Source organism: Hyphococcus sp. (genome assembly GCF_965267305.1).
Taxonomy (GTDB): Bacteria; Pseudomonadota; Alphaproteobacteria; order Caulobacterales; family Parvularculaceae; genus Hyphococcus.
On the sequence record NZ_OZ253945.1, the window covers coordinates 573604 to 588851 of the forward strand.

Below are 15248 nucleotides of genomic sequence, written 5' to 3' on the forward strand. Positions count from 1 at the left end.
ATCAGAGCCAATGACACAATTCAAGGGGTCCATTACGGCCCTCGTCACGCCATTTAAAAACGGTTCCGTCGATGAACGGGCCTTTCAGGAGCTCGTGGAGCGCCAGATCGCTGCAGGAACCCACGGGCTTGTGCCGGTGGGGACAACCGGCGAATCGGCGACGCTGACCGATGAAGAGCATGAGCGGGTGATCTCGCTCTGCGTCGAGGTCGCCGGCGGGCGCGTGCCGGTCATCGGCGGCGCAGGCTCAAACGAGACCGCCTATGCGATCGACATGGCGCAGCGCATCCAGAAAATCGGCGTCGACGCCATTCTCGCCGTCACCGGATATTACAACCGGCCGAGCCAGGCGGGACTCATCGCGCATTACACGGCGCTCCATGACGCCACGGACATCCCGATTATCATTTACAACGTGCCGGGACGCACGGCGGTGAATGTTTCCAACGAAACATTTGCGAAGCTTTCAAAATTTCCCCGCATCATCGGCGTCAAAGACGCGACCGGCGATCTCGCCCGCGTCGCCATGCAGCGCCGCATGTGCGGCGAGGATTTCATCCAGCTATCGGGCGAGGACATGACCGCGGCCGGCTTCAACGCCATGGGCGGGGTCGGCTGCATCTCCGTGACATCGAATGTCGCGCCCGATCTTTGCGCAAAGCTGCAGAACGCCTGTCTCGATGACGATTACGTCACGGCGCGCGCGCTTCAGGATCGGCTCGCGCCGTTGCACGAAGCGCTCTTTACGGACACCAATCCGTCGCCGGTGAAATATGCGCTGTCGCTGATGGGCTTGTGCTCGGAAGAATTGCGGCTGCCGCTAGTGCCGCCGCATGATGCATCGAAAGCGAAGGTGCGGGCCGCTCTGGAAGAGCTTGGCCTGATCGGCTGATGTCATCCAAAGATAAAGACGGCCGCACCATCGTGGCGGAGAACCGGCGGGCGCGTCACGAATATTTCGTGGAAGACGCGATCGAGGCCGGGCTGATGCTGACCGGCACAGAGGTGAAGGCGCTGCGCGAAGGCAAGGCTAATATTGCGGAGAGCTACGCCTCGCCGGAAGACGGCGCCATCTGGCTTGTGAACGCCAACATTCCGGAATATTCCGCCGGCAACCGCGAAAACCATGAACCCAAGCGCAAACGCAAATTGCTGCTGCACAAGCGCGAAATCGCAAGGCTGGCGCAGGCGGTTGAGCGCAAGGGCTACACGCTCGTCCCGCTGAAGCTTTATTTCAACGAACGCGGCATCGCGAAGCTGGAGATCGGTCTCGCGCAGGGCAAGAAACTGCACGACAAACGCGACACGTCGAAAGAGCGCGATTGGAACCGCCAGAAACAGCGGCTGTTGCGCGAACGGGGATAGCGCAGCTTTAGCTGGCGCTGACGGTCACATCCGCGTTTTCACGCAAGACGGCGAGGGCGAGCGCCACGCATTCCTCGATGCAACACCCGTCGGGACGCGCCACCGCCGCGGTCTCCACATGGACGCCATAAAGAAGATCGTCATTGGTGCTGCGGAAGACAGTGTTTTCTAGAACGCCCTGAATGCGCAGCGCGGCTTTTTCCGCATTCTTTTCCGTTGTCGCCGGGAGCAACACCAGAAACGTGTCCGTGGCGACCCGTGCGGCCAGGTCTTCCGCGCGTGTCACGCGATTGATGAGGCGCGCCGCCTGATGCAGCGCGCGGCGGCCCGGTTCGGCTTCGCCATGGTCTTTCGATTCCGTTTCGATGCGCAGCGCAATGAGCGCCATGGCGCGGCCGTTCTGGTCTGCGCGCGCGCAGAGTCTCGCGCCGTGCTCGGCGAGAAAGGCGGAAGTAAAGGCGCCTGAACCCTGATCGCGCACGCCGTCGCCTTCGCAGGCCTGCAGAAAGCGCCGCATGGATTTTAATAGCCGCGCCCGGCGCGCAGAAAGTTGCGCCTTGGGGCCGAGATCGCTAGCGATATGTCCCGTCAGCAGAAAATCCGACGCGCCGCGTTGAGCGAAGGCCGCCGCGTCGTCAGGATCGTGCATCGGGAAAATGATCGGCATGTTGGCGTGCTTGGGGTGACGGCGCAGCGATCGCGCGAGGCTCATCAACGGATCGCTGTCGCGCTTCGGCAGAAAGATCGCTGCATCGAACCGCATGCTCTCCACCGCGCGCAAAGCCTGCCCTGCGGAGAAGACGCAAACGCATTGCTCGGTGATGGGCTTCAGCGCATTGAGCGCGGCAAGGGCGACCGGACCCGCTTCGCCGGCGATCAAAACCCGAAGATGCGCCGCGGGCGCTGAGATCGGCGGGAAATCGCTGAGACGGTTGAGACCGGCAAGGCTTTTCAGCCGTTCCCCCGCTTCCTCGGCGATGTTGCGCAAACGCAAGACCTGACGGCAGCGCTCGATCAGCGCCTCGGGCCGGGTCAGCATGACAACCAGCTCGCCATGACGGCGGAGCGCCCGGCGCGCGGTCTCGTCGATATAAGGGTCGATCATGATGAGGATCGAGGATTCCGGAGACGATTTCCGCAGGAGGCCGGCAATGGACTGGGCCTTGCGGCTCGAGACATGACGTCCGCGCAGATCGATGAGGCCTATGTCGGCGCGCGATGCGTCTTCATGCGAGACAAGCGCATAGCCTGCATCCTCGAAGGCTACGGTTAACGCGCCGCGCGCTTCGTCGCCGCCAACATAAACAATACGCGCTTTCGGCGCAGCGCCGATATCTTCCTGCATGAACTCACCCGGCCGGCGGCTTCGTCGCCGCTTATGGTTGTCAGCGCGGAGACCGCGCCGCCGGAGTTTTATTCAAGATACGGGCCGATCTGTCGTCTTCTTCAACAGGTTGCAGGAGATCGCTCTCGCTCGCCGCAACCTTGATCTCCGGCTTGCCCGAAAGGCAGATGTCCTCTTCGCCAATAGCGGGAAAAACACCCTTAGCGGCGCGCTCTTGATAGCAGGGAAGGGCGGCGAGAAACTCCTGCGGCTTCTGATAGGGGCCAGCCTCGCGGTAGAGCTGCGCTGTCGAGACGCCCACATAACGCCAGTGCCAGGGCTCGTAAGGGTCTTCGCCCGGCAGATAGTCATTGCCCGGGGGATAGGAGAGGATGAAGCCGAAACGATAGGCGTTCTCTTCAAAACATTGATAGGCGCGGTCGCTCGGGCGCATGAAGCGGTTGTCCACATTGATGTCCGCCGCAAGGCCGGTCTGGTGCTCCGACATGCCGGGCGGCGTCACCGTGCCTTTGGCGCCGATATTCGCATAGAGGACTTTCTGCGTTGCGTAAGAGCGGTAGCCCGAGCGCAGGGAAATGCGTTCCCCCGATTCCGAACGGCACAGCGAAATCAACTGCGCCAGCCGCGCCGGCAGATTGGCTTCGCGCGGATCGGCGTCGCTGTCGCCCGCAAGGCGCAGCTTCATCTCGTCAATATTCGGCGACTTCGCCGTTGGAATGGAAAACTCCGCCGCGGAAATGAGGTCGCCCGGCGCATAATTCGCTTCCAGGAGGAACTGCTGGGAGACAGGACGGTTGATGTCTTCGCGGCGGTCGCGCTCGCGATTGACGGCGTAGCGCTGCGCGCCGAAAGCATCGCGAAAGAGGTTGCGCATATGCTCCTGAAGCGCCTGCGCTTCGGTGTAGCGGCCCTGTTTCTCGTAAATTCCGGTGAGGAGCTTGATGTACAAGCTGAGATCTGGACTGTTGGCGCCCTTGAGCTGTTCCTGCGCATGGAAGGCGTCGAGATAAAGCTTTTCGGCGTCGTCGAGACGGCCCATGCCGGAATAAACCGGCCCCAGGACCAGCGTCAGCTGCACCGTGTCCTGATGTTCCGGACCGAGCAGCTTGGTGCGGATCAAATAAGCCGATGAGAGGAGCCCCGCCGCCGCATAGGCGGCGTCATCGCGCATGGCGTAAAAGGCCCCGAGAGACGCCATGTTGAACGCCGTGGCAAGCTGTTCTTCCCGTGTCCCGGACGCAGGTTCATAGGGTCTTGCGTGGTTCAGCGCTTCAGTGAAATAGCGCGCCGCGACGCCGACGCGTTCGGCATAGAAGGCGGAAATCTCCGAGGAATCTTCCCCGTGCCCGCGGGACGCATCGTCGCCTGCAAGATCGAGAAAAGATGCGTAGATTGCGACCGCGGTCTCAATATCGCCGGAGAGAATCGACGCCTGCGCCAGCTTGTCCTCATATTGCGCGCGTTCGCGGCGGCTCAGCGTATTCGAGGCTTTTGTCGCCAGCGCCTCACGAACCAGGGATGCAGCGCGCTCATACCGGCGGCGCTCAAGCTGCGCATCGGCGACGCGCAGCATCAGCGGCGCAAGCTCATCGACGGTCTGGCCTTCCTTCGCAAGTAGCCGCAGCGCCCGTTCGCCATGAACCGCCGCGCGTTTCGGCGCGGACTGCTCGATCAACTGGTTGAAACGGGACAGGGCTGATGGCGCGTCCACCCTGACGGCGACGTTGAAATATGCGGCGAAACTGATCGCCAGGATCAGAAAAGCCCCGGCAAGATATATCGGCGAACGCAACGCCATCGCCCTTAGAACACCCCTCGACTGCGCCTTTCGGCCCCCGGCTTTCCCCTTTCGCCAAGGTGACTTTATCACCCGCGGAAGCGGGGCGCGAGCCATTGACAGGGGATTTTTTAAGAGCGCCAGGCCGCTTCCCGCGCTGGCCTAGGCTCAAGGATTTGGCTATCCCGGCGGCAAGATGCGAAAAGGACAGAGCTGATGAAAGGCGCGGGCAGGCGGCGGATTTTTCTCATGCGGCATGGACATGTGGACTATTTCGCGCCGGATCTTACCGATCCTCGCATGGTTAACCTCACCGACGAGGGGCGGGAGCAGGCGGCTGCAGCGCGCGACGCGCTGCGCCACGCCCGCTTCGATCTCGCCGTTTATTCCGGCCTGCCGCGTACGCGCCAGACGGCGGAGATCGTTCTTGCCGGCAATGACGCGCCGCCGGAACTGATTGCGCATGAAGGGCTTGAGGAGATCAAAAGCGGCTGGATCCGCGCCGACAGCCGGGAAGAACTCGCGGCCCGGCTCGCCTACAGCTTCGATAACGCCGATGCGCCGGGCGCGCGTTTCCTGCCCGACGGAGAAACATTTGAAAACGCCCAGGCGCGCGTCACGGCGGCGCTGGAGGAAATAGTTCTCAACCGCGAATGGCGCACCGCCCTGATTGTCGCTCATGAGGGCGTCAATCGCATCGCGCTCGGCTGGGCCTGCGGCGGCGGCCTCGCCACCATCGCCGCTTTCGAACAGGATCTCGCCTGCCTCAATCTTATTGACGTGGATGTGACCCCCGCCGAAAGCGGCCAGGGGCTACAGATCGAGCGGATGGCGCTGAAAGCGTTGAACGTCACCGCCTATGACTTTGTGAAAAAAGGGCTTTCCCGGTCGAGCCTTGAACATCTCTTCGATGTGGATTTCGGCGGTCTGCGCCCGCGCAATAGCGATATTGCCTGATCACTCCTTCAGAAACAGCCTTAAACCTTTCGCAATTCTGTGGTTAACTCCCCGCGTAGGGGTATCGTGAGGGAGGCGTTTCCAATGCCGTACGGTATGAAGCAAGGCGTCAAGGCGCCGGGCAATTTTACGACGATTGACATGTTAGGGCTCGCGCTGTCGGGCTCGGCCGGCATTATCGCGGCGCTGGTCACAGACTATCAGCAATCCGGCGAGGCTTCGGCTCTTTATACGATAAACCAATGGGTGGCGCAGCTCGGCGCCATTCTGGGTTTTACGGAGATACCGCTCTGGATGGTGGTGCTCGGCATGACGCTCGTCGGCGCCGGCTCGATTTTCTATTTCCAGCCCATCACGCGTCAGGGGGCTTTTGCACAAGGCTTCGGCCTTCTCGCGGTTCTGATGACGGCGGTGCCGGCCAACCTCGCCGGCGGACTTGAAGGCCTCAACGATTCGCTGCCGGGCCTTGAGCCCGCGTCGATGCGGGAAGTCTCGACAGAGGGCCGCATTTACCATGCGAGCTATTCGCCTGCGCAATATATGGAGGTGCAGGACCGGCGGGGGCCCGCCAAATATGACTGCACGCTGACCATCAACTTCCCGAACGGCTTGCCGGACAGCATCGACACGATGCTGCGGAAGGGGACGCTGCGGGGACGCATGCATAATGCGGACACAGGGGAGACGTACAATCTCTTCCGCGCAGCAGGCGGCACCATGCAGAAGCAAGGCAATTCTCTGGTGATCCGCGCGGGTATTCCGGCGCGCAGCCAGAACGCTACGATCTGGGTGCGCGTTGAGGCTGAGAGCTACGCCATTCTGGAGAAGTCCGCCGAAGCAAGTCTCGATAGGCCGTTCAACTGGACCGTGAACATGGAGCCGTCCTCGACGCCGCTTTTCATGCAGCGCCTTAACAAGAGCTACTGGTTCTAGAATTTTCTCCAATCGAAGACCAAACGGCGCCGTTTCAAACCGGCGCCGTTTTTTGCGACCGCAAGAATGAGCGCGCGGCGTCATTATCCGAAAGGCCAATGGCGCGGTCATAGGCGGCGTCGGCCTCGCTCGCGCGCCCAAGTCCTTTGCAGACATGCGCCCGCACCGCCCAGAAAGGCTGATGCGTTTCAACACGCTCCTTTTCGATACGGTCTAGGACGTCTAGCGCATCCTGAAATCGCATTGCGCTCGAAAGCGCCGCGGCGTATCCGATCTCGGCGCCGGCCGACGGCGCGATGCGGATCAGATTCTCATACAGGAGGATGACGTCTTGCGAGACATCGCGCTCGTGGAGCCGTGACGCCGCATGCGCTGACTGGATCGCCGCTTCAAGTTGAAACCGCCCCATGTCATTGAGCCGCCACGCCGTGGCAAGCGCCTGTTCCGCGGCGGCGATCATGCGCCGGTCCCACAGCGACGTGTCCTGTGACGATAGTGGAACATACGCACCGTTTGAGTGACGCGCTTCGCGGCGCGCTTCGGCGTGCAGCATCAACGACAAAAGCCCCCAGGCTTCCGCCCGGTCTGGCGCCAGCGACGTCACAAGCTGTGCAAGGAATATTGCCTCATGCGTAAGATCGCCGGTCTGGCCGGCGCCGTCGACTTCGTTCCAGCCAGTCCCGAAGGCGGCGTAGATCGCGTCGAGGACGGCGGACATGCGTTGCGGCAACTGCTCCAGCGGCGGCTCTGTGAAGGGAACAGACGCGGCCTTGATCTTGCGTTTGGCGCGCACCAGCCGCGCGCCCATGGCTTTCGGGGAGGTGAGAAATGCGGACGCGATGCGCGCCGCATCGAGGCCGAGCACGGTCTGTAACATCAGCGGCGTGCGGATGTTTTCTTCAATCGCGGGATGTGCGCAAATGAACATGAGTTTCAGGCGCTCATCAGGGAAGGGCGAATCCATATTCGCTTTGGCCTCAGCCTCTTCTGCGGCGAGGGCCAGCGCAGGCTCCGCATCCATGCGCGTCTTCGCCTTTCGTCCCTGATCGATCAGCTTGCGCCGCGCTGCGGTGATGATCCAGGCTTCAGCCGAGGCGGGAACGCCGCTTTGCGGCCAGTGTTCCAGCGCCGCCCGAAACGCCTCGGCGAGGGCGTCCTCCGCCGCAGCGACATCACCGGTGCGCGCACAGAGCCAGGCGAGCAAACGGCCATAGGAGGCGCGGGCGGTTTCTTCCGCAATCGCCCGCGCCTCGCTCATGGTCTAGCCGCCGACATTCCAGAGAGGGCGCACCTCTACATAGCCGAAGCTTGCGCACGGACACTTGGCCGCCCAGTCGAGCGCAGCGTCGAGATCAGGCGCCTCGATCATGTAAAACCCGCCGAGGGTTTCCTTGCCGTCGGCGAAAGGACCGTCTTCGACGCGCCCCTGACGCGCGCGCTTGCCCTCCTTTGAATGTTCAAGCGGTTCGCCGGCGACATAGGCGCCGGCTTCGCGCAAGGTATCCGTATAGGCGAAATAGGAGCCGAGAATGCCGTTGCGCTTTTCCTCCTCCATCGCCGCCCATTCGTCTTCATTGTCGTAGAGCATCAACAGATATTGCATGGGGCGCTCCTATCCGTTCTGGCCGTAATCGGGGATGGCGCGCACATCGACAAAGCCGGTTTTCGCAGCAGGGCATTTCGACGCCCATTCGACTGCGGTTTCCATGTCGGGCGCATCGATGATGAAAAATCCGCCGAGCTGTTCCTTGGTGTCGGGGAAAGGACCGTCTTCGACTTTGCGGACGCCGTTTCTTACCGAAACCACCGTGGCCGTCGATGGCGGCTCGAGCGCGGCGCCGTCGAGCATAATGCCGGCGTCCCTCATCGACCCGCTATAGGCGTACCATTCGCCCATATAGGAATCGAATTTCTCTTTATTGTCGCGCAGGGCGAAATCGCCGGGTGGCTCATGCGCGAGGATCATGACCTTCATACAAGGCTCCTTAAATGTTGCGCGCCCCAGGGCGCCGCCATGACCCTATGACGCTTTCCACCGCGCCATTTCGACATCACTCCCCGAAACGGCGCAGAAGATTGTTCCGGATGTTCATGAGGCGATTATAGACGGAAAGCGGCGCTCTCGCCTGCTTGAGATCGGCAAGGGCCGCTTCGAGTTCAAAGAGCAGCGCGCGGTCTTCAGCGGAACGAATGCGGCTCTTGACCCAGCCGATGCAGGCGAAACGGGCGCCGGCCGTGACGGGCTCCACCCGGTGCAGCGATCGGGAAGGATATAGCACGACACTGCCTTTAGCCCCGCGAATGGCGTCTTCATGCCCGGCATTGTCGATAACCAGGTCGCCGCCTTCATAATCTTCAGATCCGTTCAGAAAAACCGTAAAAGAAAGATCTGTCCGCTGGCCGTTAATGTAAGGCGCGTCCACATGGTCGCCATAGGACATGCCTTCGCTATAACGGTTAAGGGCGATGCGCGCGAAGGAGGCGGGCTGCGCCGCCGCCTGAAAAACCGGATGGGCGAGGAGCGCCGCCTCGACCTTGGAGAGGGCGCCCCTGACCGCCGGGGCGCCGGGGTCCGCCTGGCGGTTCTCCTTCACCGCGCGCGCTTCGCCCTTGGCCGTCTCCTTGCCGTCACGCCACAGGGCTTCCGGCGAGACAGCCTCAAGGATGGCGTCGCATTCTTCCGGGGTTAGTATCTGGTCGATCTGCAACAGCATGGCGGCGCCTAGTTAAGAATGGTTTGCATCTACACTGAGGTCGACTATACATGCCTGCAAGACCTTTGGAGGGGCAAGATGACCCGACGTTTGAAACTCATGACCAGCCTTTCAACCCTGGCCGCCGCTGGCGCGCTGGCCCTGACCGGATGCGGCGGCGAGGGCGAAGGAGAGGGCGCGGAAGGCGAAGTCGATCTTTCCACTGTCTCCAGCGGCGAAGCTGAAGGCGAGGGAGAAGGCGGCGAAAGCGAAGGTGAATCCGGCAGCCTCAGCGGCGATCCGGCGACCGACGACGTCGCCTATCTGAAGCTGCTCGGCCTCGTGCGGGGCCATCTGATCGCGTTCTACGAACTTTACCAGAGCGGCTCGCGCGACATGGCGAGAATGCATGTGAAGCACCCCGAAAGCGAACTCTACATGGATATCGTGCCGGCCTTCGCGCCGCGCGGCCAATCAGGCTTCGCCGACGAGTTGACGGCGCTGGTGGATGCGGCGACAGCGAATGGCGACATCGACGCGGAATACACAGCTGTCGTCGAAGCGATCGACGCCCATGCGCCCCGCACGAATCCCGCCGCCGTACTGCTCGCCATATCGGAAATGACCCGCACCGCCGCCGACGAATTCGACATCGGGGTTGAAGACAGCGGCGCCATTGTCAACGCCCATGAATATCAGGACGCCTATGGTTTTCTGGTCGCGGGACGCGACATGCTGTCGGGTCTTGAGACCAGCGACGTCGATGCGTCGGACGCGATCAGTCTCGCCCACGAACAGATCGATCTGGCGCTGGCGTCCTTCGACGGACTGACCGTGGAAACGACGGAAGGGCGCGCTTCAACGCTTTACGGCGCGGCGGCCCGGATCGAGATCGCCGCGCGCGGCCTGATGTAGTTTCGGGCCGCCCCCGTCTCATGGACAGCAGAGAACAAGTGTTCTATTTTTGTTCTCATGCTGTCAAGAGCGACATATCCTGAAAACAAGGGCGCGGCCAAGCGGCCGCTTTCCTACCTTTTTATCGATTTCAACGCCTACTTCGCCGGGGTCGAACAGCACGATCATCCCGAGCTCATGGGCAAGCCGGTAATCGTGACGCCGCTCGCCTCGGAACACACAGGGGCGATCGCCGCGAGTTACGAGGCGCGGCCCTTCGGGATCAAACGCGGCACGAAAGTCGCTGACGCGCGCATCCTTTGTCCCGGCATCGCCGTCATGCCGGCGCGCCATGACCGCTATGTCGCCGTCCACAAACTCCTCATGGAAGAGATAGAGCGGCACATCCCGCTCGAAAAAATCTATTCCATTGACGAAGCCGCGTTCCGTCTGTCGCGGTCGGAACAAGACCCGGCCCGCGCCGTCGCCACGGCACATCGCATCAAAGAGGGGATCGCCACCAATGTCGGTCCCGCCTTGCGCTCCTCCATCGGGATCGCGCCGACGCGGCTCCTCGCCAAGCTCGCCGCCGAACGGGTAAAGCCGGACGGGCTGACCGTCCTGCGGGCTGAGGACCTTCCCCATGCGCTCGCCGATATTCCGCTTACGGATATTCCCGGAATCGGCGCCGGGGTTGAAGCGCGGCTGGCGCGCGCCGGCGTCGATGATTTCATGAAGCTCTGGGCGCTGCAGCCGAAACAGGCGCGGGCGATCTGGGGCTCGGTCATGGGCGAGCGATTCTGGCACGGCCTTCACGGCTATGAAACCATCGAAGAACCGACAAAAAAATCCATGATCGGGCACAGCCGCGTCCTCACGCGCGAACATGAAACTCCAGACAAGGCGCGCATCGTCGCCCGGGCGCTTCTCCTCAAGGCTGCGAGCCGGCTTCGCCATTACGGCATGCATGCAAGCTCCCTCAGCCTTTCCGTCAGGCTGCGCCCCGAAGGCGGCTGGCAGGCGGCGCGGCGGTTTTCCTATTCGCAGGACAGTTTTCAGTTTCTGGCGCTGCTTGACGACATGTGGGCGGACTTCTCCGACGCCCAGCGCCGGAAAGGGCATTTTCCGAGGCTTGGCGGCGTCACCGTCTATCTGCACGGGTTAGCAAAGCAAGGAGAAACCGCGCTCGAACAACTAGACCTTTTCGCCGAACCGAAAGGCGTTGAGAAAAACGCGCGGCGGGCCGGCCTCTGGAAAGCCATCGATACGATCAACGCCGATCTCGACGCGAAGTTTCAGCGCCTTGGCGGGCCTCGCGGCGAAGGCGGGCCGAAACGCCATGTGGCGCTAGCGAGCCAGTCCGGCCTTGCGCTCAACTATCTCGGCGCGAAGATTGCGTTTTCCCGCGTGCCCGAAGAGGCGGAATTTCTTTTTTAAGAGCCGGTCAGACTTCGCCGCCCAGTGCGATCGGTTCCGCCATGTTTTTCGCGCGGACGGCGAGATGCGACGCCATGAAATGGATAGCCGACAACAGCTCCGATGACTGGTCGGCCGAGGCGTAGGTTGCGCGAAGCTTCACATGCCAGCCATGGGTTTTCACAATCCAGAGCGACGTACGGTAGGGGATGCCGTTAACGGCGCCGATTTCAAAGCCGCCGGCGAGCGGTTCTTCAAGGCCATTCACTAGGTCGGCGAGGTCGGGATCGACTTCATCGGCCTGCAGATCGACGACCGGCAAAATCACCTGACTTTCGACAGCGTAATTCTGCAAAATGCCTTGCGCCGCCGCCGCCGCATGCGCCTCGAGAGGCACGTCCGGCCAATAGCTCGCATAAGCGGTGATGCCGTCGCCATTATCGGCCGCGCGGTAATGACAGGCGACATCACGGCCGTCATTGGAGAATTCGATGACGCGCTCCAGTCCAAAGGTGCGCCCCTGATCGCCAAGGGCAAGGCCGGACGGGCACAAGAGCCCGCTCTCCACATGGCGCAGGCGGTCGCCCTCAATCGCCCAGCCATCCTGTTCGAAGCTGTTCTGCGTCTGGACATAATACGAATGACCGCCGCCGGAGAGCGCTTTGTTGTTGAGCCGGTCGCTGTCGCTGACGTCACGATGCATGACGCGCTCATGTCCTTGTGTCCGTTCATCGGATGACGCCGACAGCAGGGCCAAATTCTCGTCGAGCGAGGCGGAGCCGATGGTGAGATTCTGGGCGATCTCGATCCGCGAAAGCCGGTCGAAGGCGTAATAATCGTAAGGGTTGACGCCGGCCAGACGCTGCGCCGTCTGAGGCGAGGAGACGCAAGCCGCGCCCAGAGCACAAAGGGCGATTGCGGCGAGTTTATACTGAACCATGAACAATATCCTGTTGAGCTTAGAGTTTAATGGGGCGGCGCATCAGTCTTCGCCGCGCCGCCAGAACGGTTTGCGCTTTTCTTCATGCGCCCTGGGATTTTTCAATTCTTTCGGATTCCAGGGGCCGTAGCTGAAACTGCGCGCGCCGGGCTGCGGCTGATAGCCGGTGAGGGTGACGCGGTGATCGGGCGCTGCTGCATGTGCCGGCTCATCTTCGATGTAACGGACGCTTTTCGTCCGGCGCAGCGAGTCCGGGAAGAGGGCCATCATTTCCATGATGTCTTTAGGCATATCACGCGAGACATTGAGGCCGAGTTCTTTCGCTTCCCCGTAGGCAATAGGATAATCATGGGTCCAGCGTCCGGAGGAGAGTTGTTCAGCAATGCCGATGGCGGCGTTCTCGGAAACCGTTCCCGTCAACAGCTCGCGGGCGATCTTCTGCAATTGCGTGATCGCCATAGCGCCCACATCGGCGAGCACCAGCGTGTAATCGTCCGTATTCTGAATAGGCTTCTCATTGGCGACACGCACGACCGACGCCGCGGGAAGGCCGCCGATCTGCGGATCGATAGGTCCGAGCACGGCGTGCTCGCTCAAGACGATCTCGTCGGCGGCGAGCGCGATCAGCGTACCGCCCGACATGGCGTAATGGGGAACGAAAACGGTTTTCTTGCCGGGATGCGCCTTGATGGCGCGCGCGATCTGCACCGCGGGCAGCACGAGGCCGCCCGGCGTGTGCAGGATGAATTCCAGCGGCTTATTCGGCGGGGTCTTGCGGATCGCTTCGAGCACGTCTTCTGCGTCGTTGAGATCGATGTAGCGCAGCATCGGGATGCCGAGGAGGCCCATGGGCTCCTGACGATGAACAATGGCGATGATGCGGCTTTTGCGCTTTTTCTGGATCTTCGTGAATTTGTTGACGAGTTCCGCGTGACGCTGCTGGTTTGCGATGTTGCGCGCAAAAATAAATAATAAAATCAATAAGATCGGCAACGCGCCGAAAAACGCTTCCATGCCCCGGGACCCCTCAACGCAAGACAATTCCGGGAAGCTTAAGGGCTTTTTGAAAGGGAGGGAAGGGCGCGTCGATCAGGCGTATTCCCGCCAGTGCGAGATCATCAGCCGGGCCAGCGCGTCGGGCGCGTCATAGGAAATCCAGTGGCTGGCGCCCTCGATGCGCTCATAGCGCCATGGCGCATCCACATAGTCTTCGGAACCCATCATCTGCGCTTCGGTCAGATAGGCTTCACCATCGCTCCAGATACCAAGTGTAGGAATACGCACGATTTCCTCGCCGAACGTTCCCACTCGCGGCGGCTTCAGGATGCGGTCGAGGGAAATATTCGCGCGATACCAGTTGAGGCCGGCGGTCAAACGTCCCGGACGTGAGAGCAGGTGAATGGCGTCTTCAATGTCGCCATGGCGGGACCAGTGTCTGCGCAACAGCGCCCAGTCATTGGCGCGGTACGCCGCTTCGCAAAGTCCCCGGACCTGATGGAAGAGAATATATGTGCTGCGCCATTTCTGCTCCCATCCGGCGTTCAGATAGGCGCGCGTATGACCCACGGAGATCGCCGTTAGCGTTTTGAACCGTTCGGGGCGTTGCGCCGCCAGCATCCAGGCGACCGGCGCGCCGAAATCATGACCCGCGATATGCGCGACTTCAATCTTAAGCGCATCCATGATCGCCAGCACATCCTTGAACGCGCCGTTCTGAATGTCGTAACCGGCGACGGACGCCGCCATGTCGGTTTCGCCGAAACCACGCAGATCAGGGGCGATCACCCGGAAGCCTGCGTTGACGAGCAGCGGCGTGACTTTCGTCCAGACCGCAGAGGAATCCGGAAAGCCGTGCAGCATGATCGCGGCAGGCGCATCAATCTCGCCGGTGTCCCGCACGAAATGGGAAAGGCCATTCGCTGAAATGCGCTGCGTTTCCGCGCGCATCGCTTACCCTTCTCGCCTTATTGACATTTAGACGCCTTCGCGCCGGGCCAGAAACGCCAGACGCTCGAAGAGATGCACATCCTGCTCGTTCTTGAGGAGCGCGCCGTGAAGCGGCGGAATAGCTTTTCGCGGATCGCGTTCGGAAAGGATTTCCTCGGGCAGGTCTTCGGACATCAGCAGCTTCAGCCAGTCAAGCAGCTCCGACGTCGAAGGCTTTTTCTTGAGGCCCGGAACCTCGCGGATCTCGTAAAAGATCTTCATAGCGTCGCCCACAAGGCGCTTCTTGATGCCCGGAAAATGCACCTCGACGATTTGCGCCATCGTCTCCGCATCGGGAAACTTGATGTAGTGGAAGAAACAGCGGCGCAGGAAGGCGTCGGGGAGTTCTTTCTCATTGTTCGAGGTGATGATGACGATGGGACGCTGTTTCGCCTTCACCGTCTCGCCGGTCTCGTAGACGAAGAACTCCATGCGATCGAGTTCCTGGAGGAGATCGTTAGGAAACTCGATATCGGCCTTGTCGATCTCGTCGATGAGGAGAACGGGCCGCTCGCCCGCCGTGAACGCTTCCCACAGTTTGCCGCGCTTGATGTAGTTCTTGACGTCCCGCGCGCGTTCCTCGCCGAGCTGGCCGTCGCGCAAGCGCGCAACTGCGTCATACTCGTAAAGCCCTTGATGCGCCTTGGTGGTCGATTTGATGTGCCATTCGAGAAGCGGCGCGCCGAGCGCCTTCGCCACCTCGATGGCGAGCACGGTCTTGCCGGTGCCGGGTTCGCCCTTGACGAGCAGGGGACGCTCCAGGGTCACCGCCGCATTGACGGCGACTTTAAGGTCTTCGGTGGCGACGTAATCCTTGGTGCCGGTAAACTTCACGGAAACGCTCTCTTCCTGTTTGCACTGCAACTATAAGGCCGAAGAAGCATGAGGCAATCGCTTGATGCAGCGGCGAAATTTCAATTTTGCATTTCCCCTGAAAATCCG

General features: G+C 61.4%; 16 protein-coding genes. 6 read left to right on the forward strand and 10 right to left on the reverse strand.

The window, feature by feature from the left end; translation table 11 throughout:
* Positions 1–10: 10 nt before the first annotated feature.
* Complete coding sequence (dapA, locus tag ACQY5P_RS02705) at positions 11–892, forward strand: 4-hydroxy-tetrahydrodipicolinate synthase (protein ID WP_428409309.1); 882 nt, start codon at positions 11–13, stop codon at positions 890–892.
* On the forward strand, positions 892–1365 hold the full coding sequence (smpB, locus tag ACQY5P_RS02710; RefSeq protein ID WP_428409310.1) for an SsrA-binding protein SmpB: 474 nt from the start codon (positions 892–894) through the stop codon (positions 1363–1365). Before dapA ends, smpB begins: the two co-directional genes overlap by 1 nt.
* A gap of 7 nt (positions 1366–1372) precedes the next feature.
* Here smpB and ACQY5P_RS02715 read toward each other — a convergent pair whose 3' ends face one another.
* On the reverse strand, positions 1373–2710 hold the full coding sequence (locus tag ACQY5P_RS02715; RefSeq protein ID WP_428409311.1) for a GGDEF domain-containing protein: 1338 nt from the start codon (positions 2708–2710) through the stop codon (positions 1373–1375).
* A 40-nt stretch (positions 2711–2750) separates the two neighbouring features.
* Positions 2751–4502, reverse strand: a complete 1752-nt coding sequence (locus ACQY5P_RS02720; protein WP_428409312.1) for a D-alanyl-D-alanine carboxypeptidase family protein — start codon at positions 4500–4502, stop codon at positions 2751–2753.
* Positions 4503–4736: 234 nt separating this feature from the next.
* Here ACQY5P_RS02720 and ACQY5P_RS02725 point away from each other — a divergent pair, with 234 nt between their 5' ends.
* Positions 4737–5444, forward strand: a complete 708-nt coding sequence (locus ACQY5P_RS02725) for a histidine phosphatase family protein (protein WP_428409313.1) — start codon at positions 4737–4739, stop codon at positions 5442–5444.
* A gap of 84 nt (positions 5445–5528) precedes the next feature.
* On the forward strand, positions 5529–6377 hold the full coding sequence (locus ACQY5P_RS02730) for a hypothetical protein (protein ID WP_428409314.1): 849 nt from the start codon (positions 5529–5531) through the stop codon (positions 6375–6377).
* 34 nt (positions 6378–6411) lie between these two features.
* Here ACQY5P_RS02730 and ACQY5P_RS02735 read toward each other — a convergent pair whose 3' ends face one another.
* From ACQY5P_RS02735 to ACQY5P_RS02750, 4 genes are all read right to left on the reverse strand, one after another.
* Positions 6412–7635 carry an RNA polymerase sigma factor gene (locus ACQY5P_RS02735; protein ID WP_428409315.1) on the reverse strand — a complete coding sequence of 408 codons (1224 nt, stop codon included), beginning with the start codon at positions 7633–7635 and terminating at the stop codon, positions 6412–6414.
* 3 nt (positions 7636–7638) lie between these two features.
* Positions 7639–7980: a YciI family protein gene (locus ACQY5P_RS02740; RefSeq protein WP_428409316.1), complete on the reverse strand. Its 342-nt coding sequence runs from the start codon at positions 7978–7980 to the stop codon at positions 7639–7641.
* 9 nt (positions 7981–7989) lie between these two features.
* Positions 7990–8352 (reverse strand): YciI family protein, encoded by a 363-nt coding sequence (locus tag ACQY5P_RS02745; RefSeq protein ID WP_428409317.1) that lies wholly within the window; start codon positions 8350–8352, stop codon positions 7990–7992.
* Positions 8353–8428: 76 nt separating this feature from the next.
* Positions 8429–9091 (reverse strand): Fe2+-dependent dioxygenase, encoded by a 663-nt coding sequence (locus tag ACQY5P_RS02750; protein ID WP_428409318.1) that lies wholly within the window; start codon positions 9089–9091, stop codon positions 8429–8431.
* A 78-nt stretch (positions 9092–9169) separates the two neighbouring features.
* On the opposite strand from ACQY5P_RS02750, the gene ACQY5P_RS02755 reads away from it, so the two are divergent.
* Positions 9170–9985 (forward strand): hypothetical protein, encoded by an 816-nt coding sequence (locus ACQY5P_RS02755; RefSeq protein ID WP_428409319.1) that lies wholly within the window; start codon positions 9170–9172, stop codon positions 9983–9985.
* 57 nt (positions 9986–10042) lie between these two features.
* Positions 10043–11401 carry a Y-family DNA polymerase gene (locus ACQY5P_RS02760; RefSeq protein WP_428409320.1) on the forward strand — a complete coding sequence of 453 codons (1359 nt, stop codon included), beginning with the start codon at positions 10043–10045 and terminating at the stop codon, positions 11399–11401.
* A 7-nt stretch (positions 11402–11408) separates the two neighbouring features.
* On the opposite strand, the gene ACQY5P_RS02765 is transcribed toward ACQY5P_RS02760, so the two are convergent.
* The 4 genes from ACQY5P_RS02765 to ACQY5P_RS02780 all read right to left on the reverse strand — a co-directional run bounded on the left by ACQY5P_RS02765 (position 11409) and on the right by ACQY5P_RS02780 (position 15140).
* The gene (locus tag ACQY5P_RS02765) at positions 11409–12320 is read right to left on the reverse strand and encodes a hypothetical protein (RefSeq protein WP_428409321.1); all 912 of its coding nucleotides are present in this window, start codon (positions 12318–12320) and stop codon (positions 11409–11411) included.
* A gap of 42 nt (positions 12321–12362) precedes the next feature.
* Positions 12363–13334 carry an SDH family Clp fold serine proteinase gene (locus tag ACQY5P_RS02770; RefSeq protein ID WP_428409322.1) on the reverse strand — a complete coding sequence of 324 codons (972 nt, stop codon included), beginning with the start codon at positions 13332–13334 and terminating at the stop codon, positions 12363–12365.
* Between the two features lie 75 nt (positions 13335–13409).
* Positions 13410–14267 carry an alpha/beta fold hydrolase gene (locus tag ACQY5P_RS02775; RefSeq protein WP_428409323.1) on the reverse strand — a complete coding sequence of 286 codons (858 nt, stop codon included), beginning with the start codon at positions 14265–14267 and terminating at the stop codon, positions 13410–13412.
* A 27-nt stretch (positions 14268–14294) separates the two neighbouring features.
* Complete coding sequence (locus ACQY5P_RS02780; RefSeq protein WP_428409324.1) at positions 14295–15140, reverse strand: AAA family ATPase; 846 nt, start codon at positions 15138–15140, stop codon at positions 14295–14297.
* Between the last annotated feature and the right edge of the window lie 108 nt (positions 15141–15248).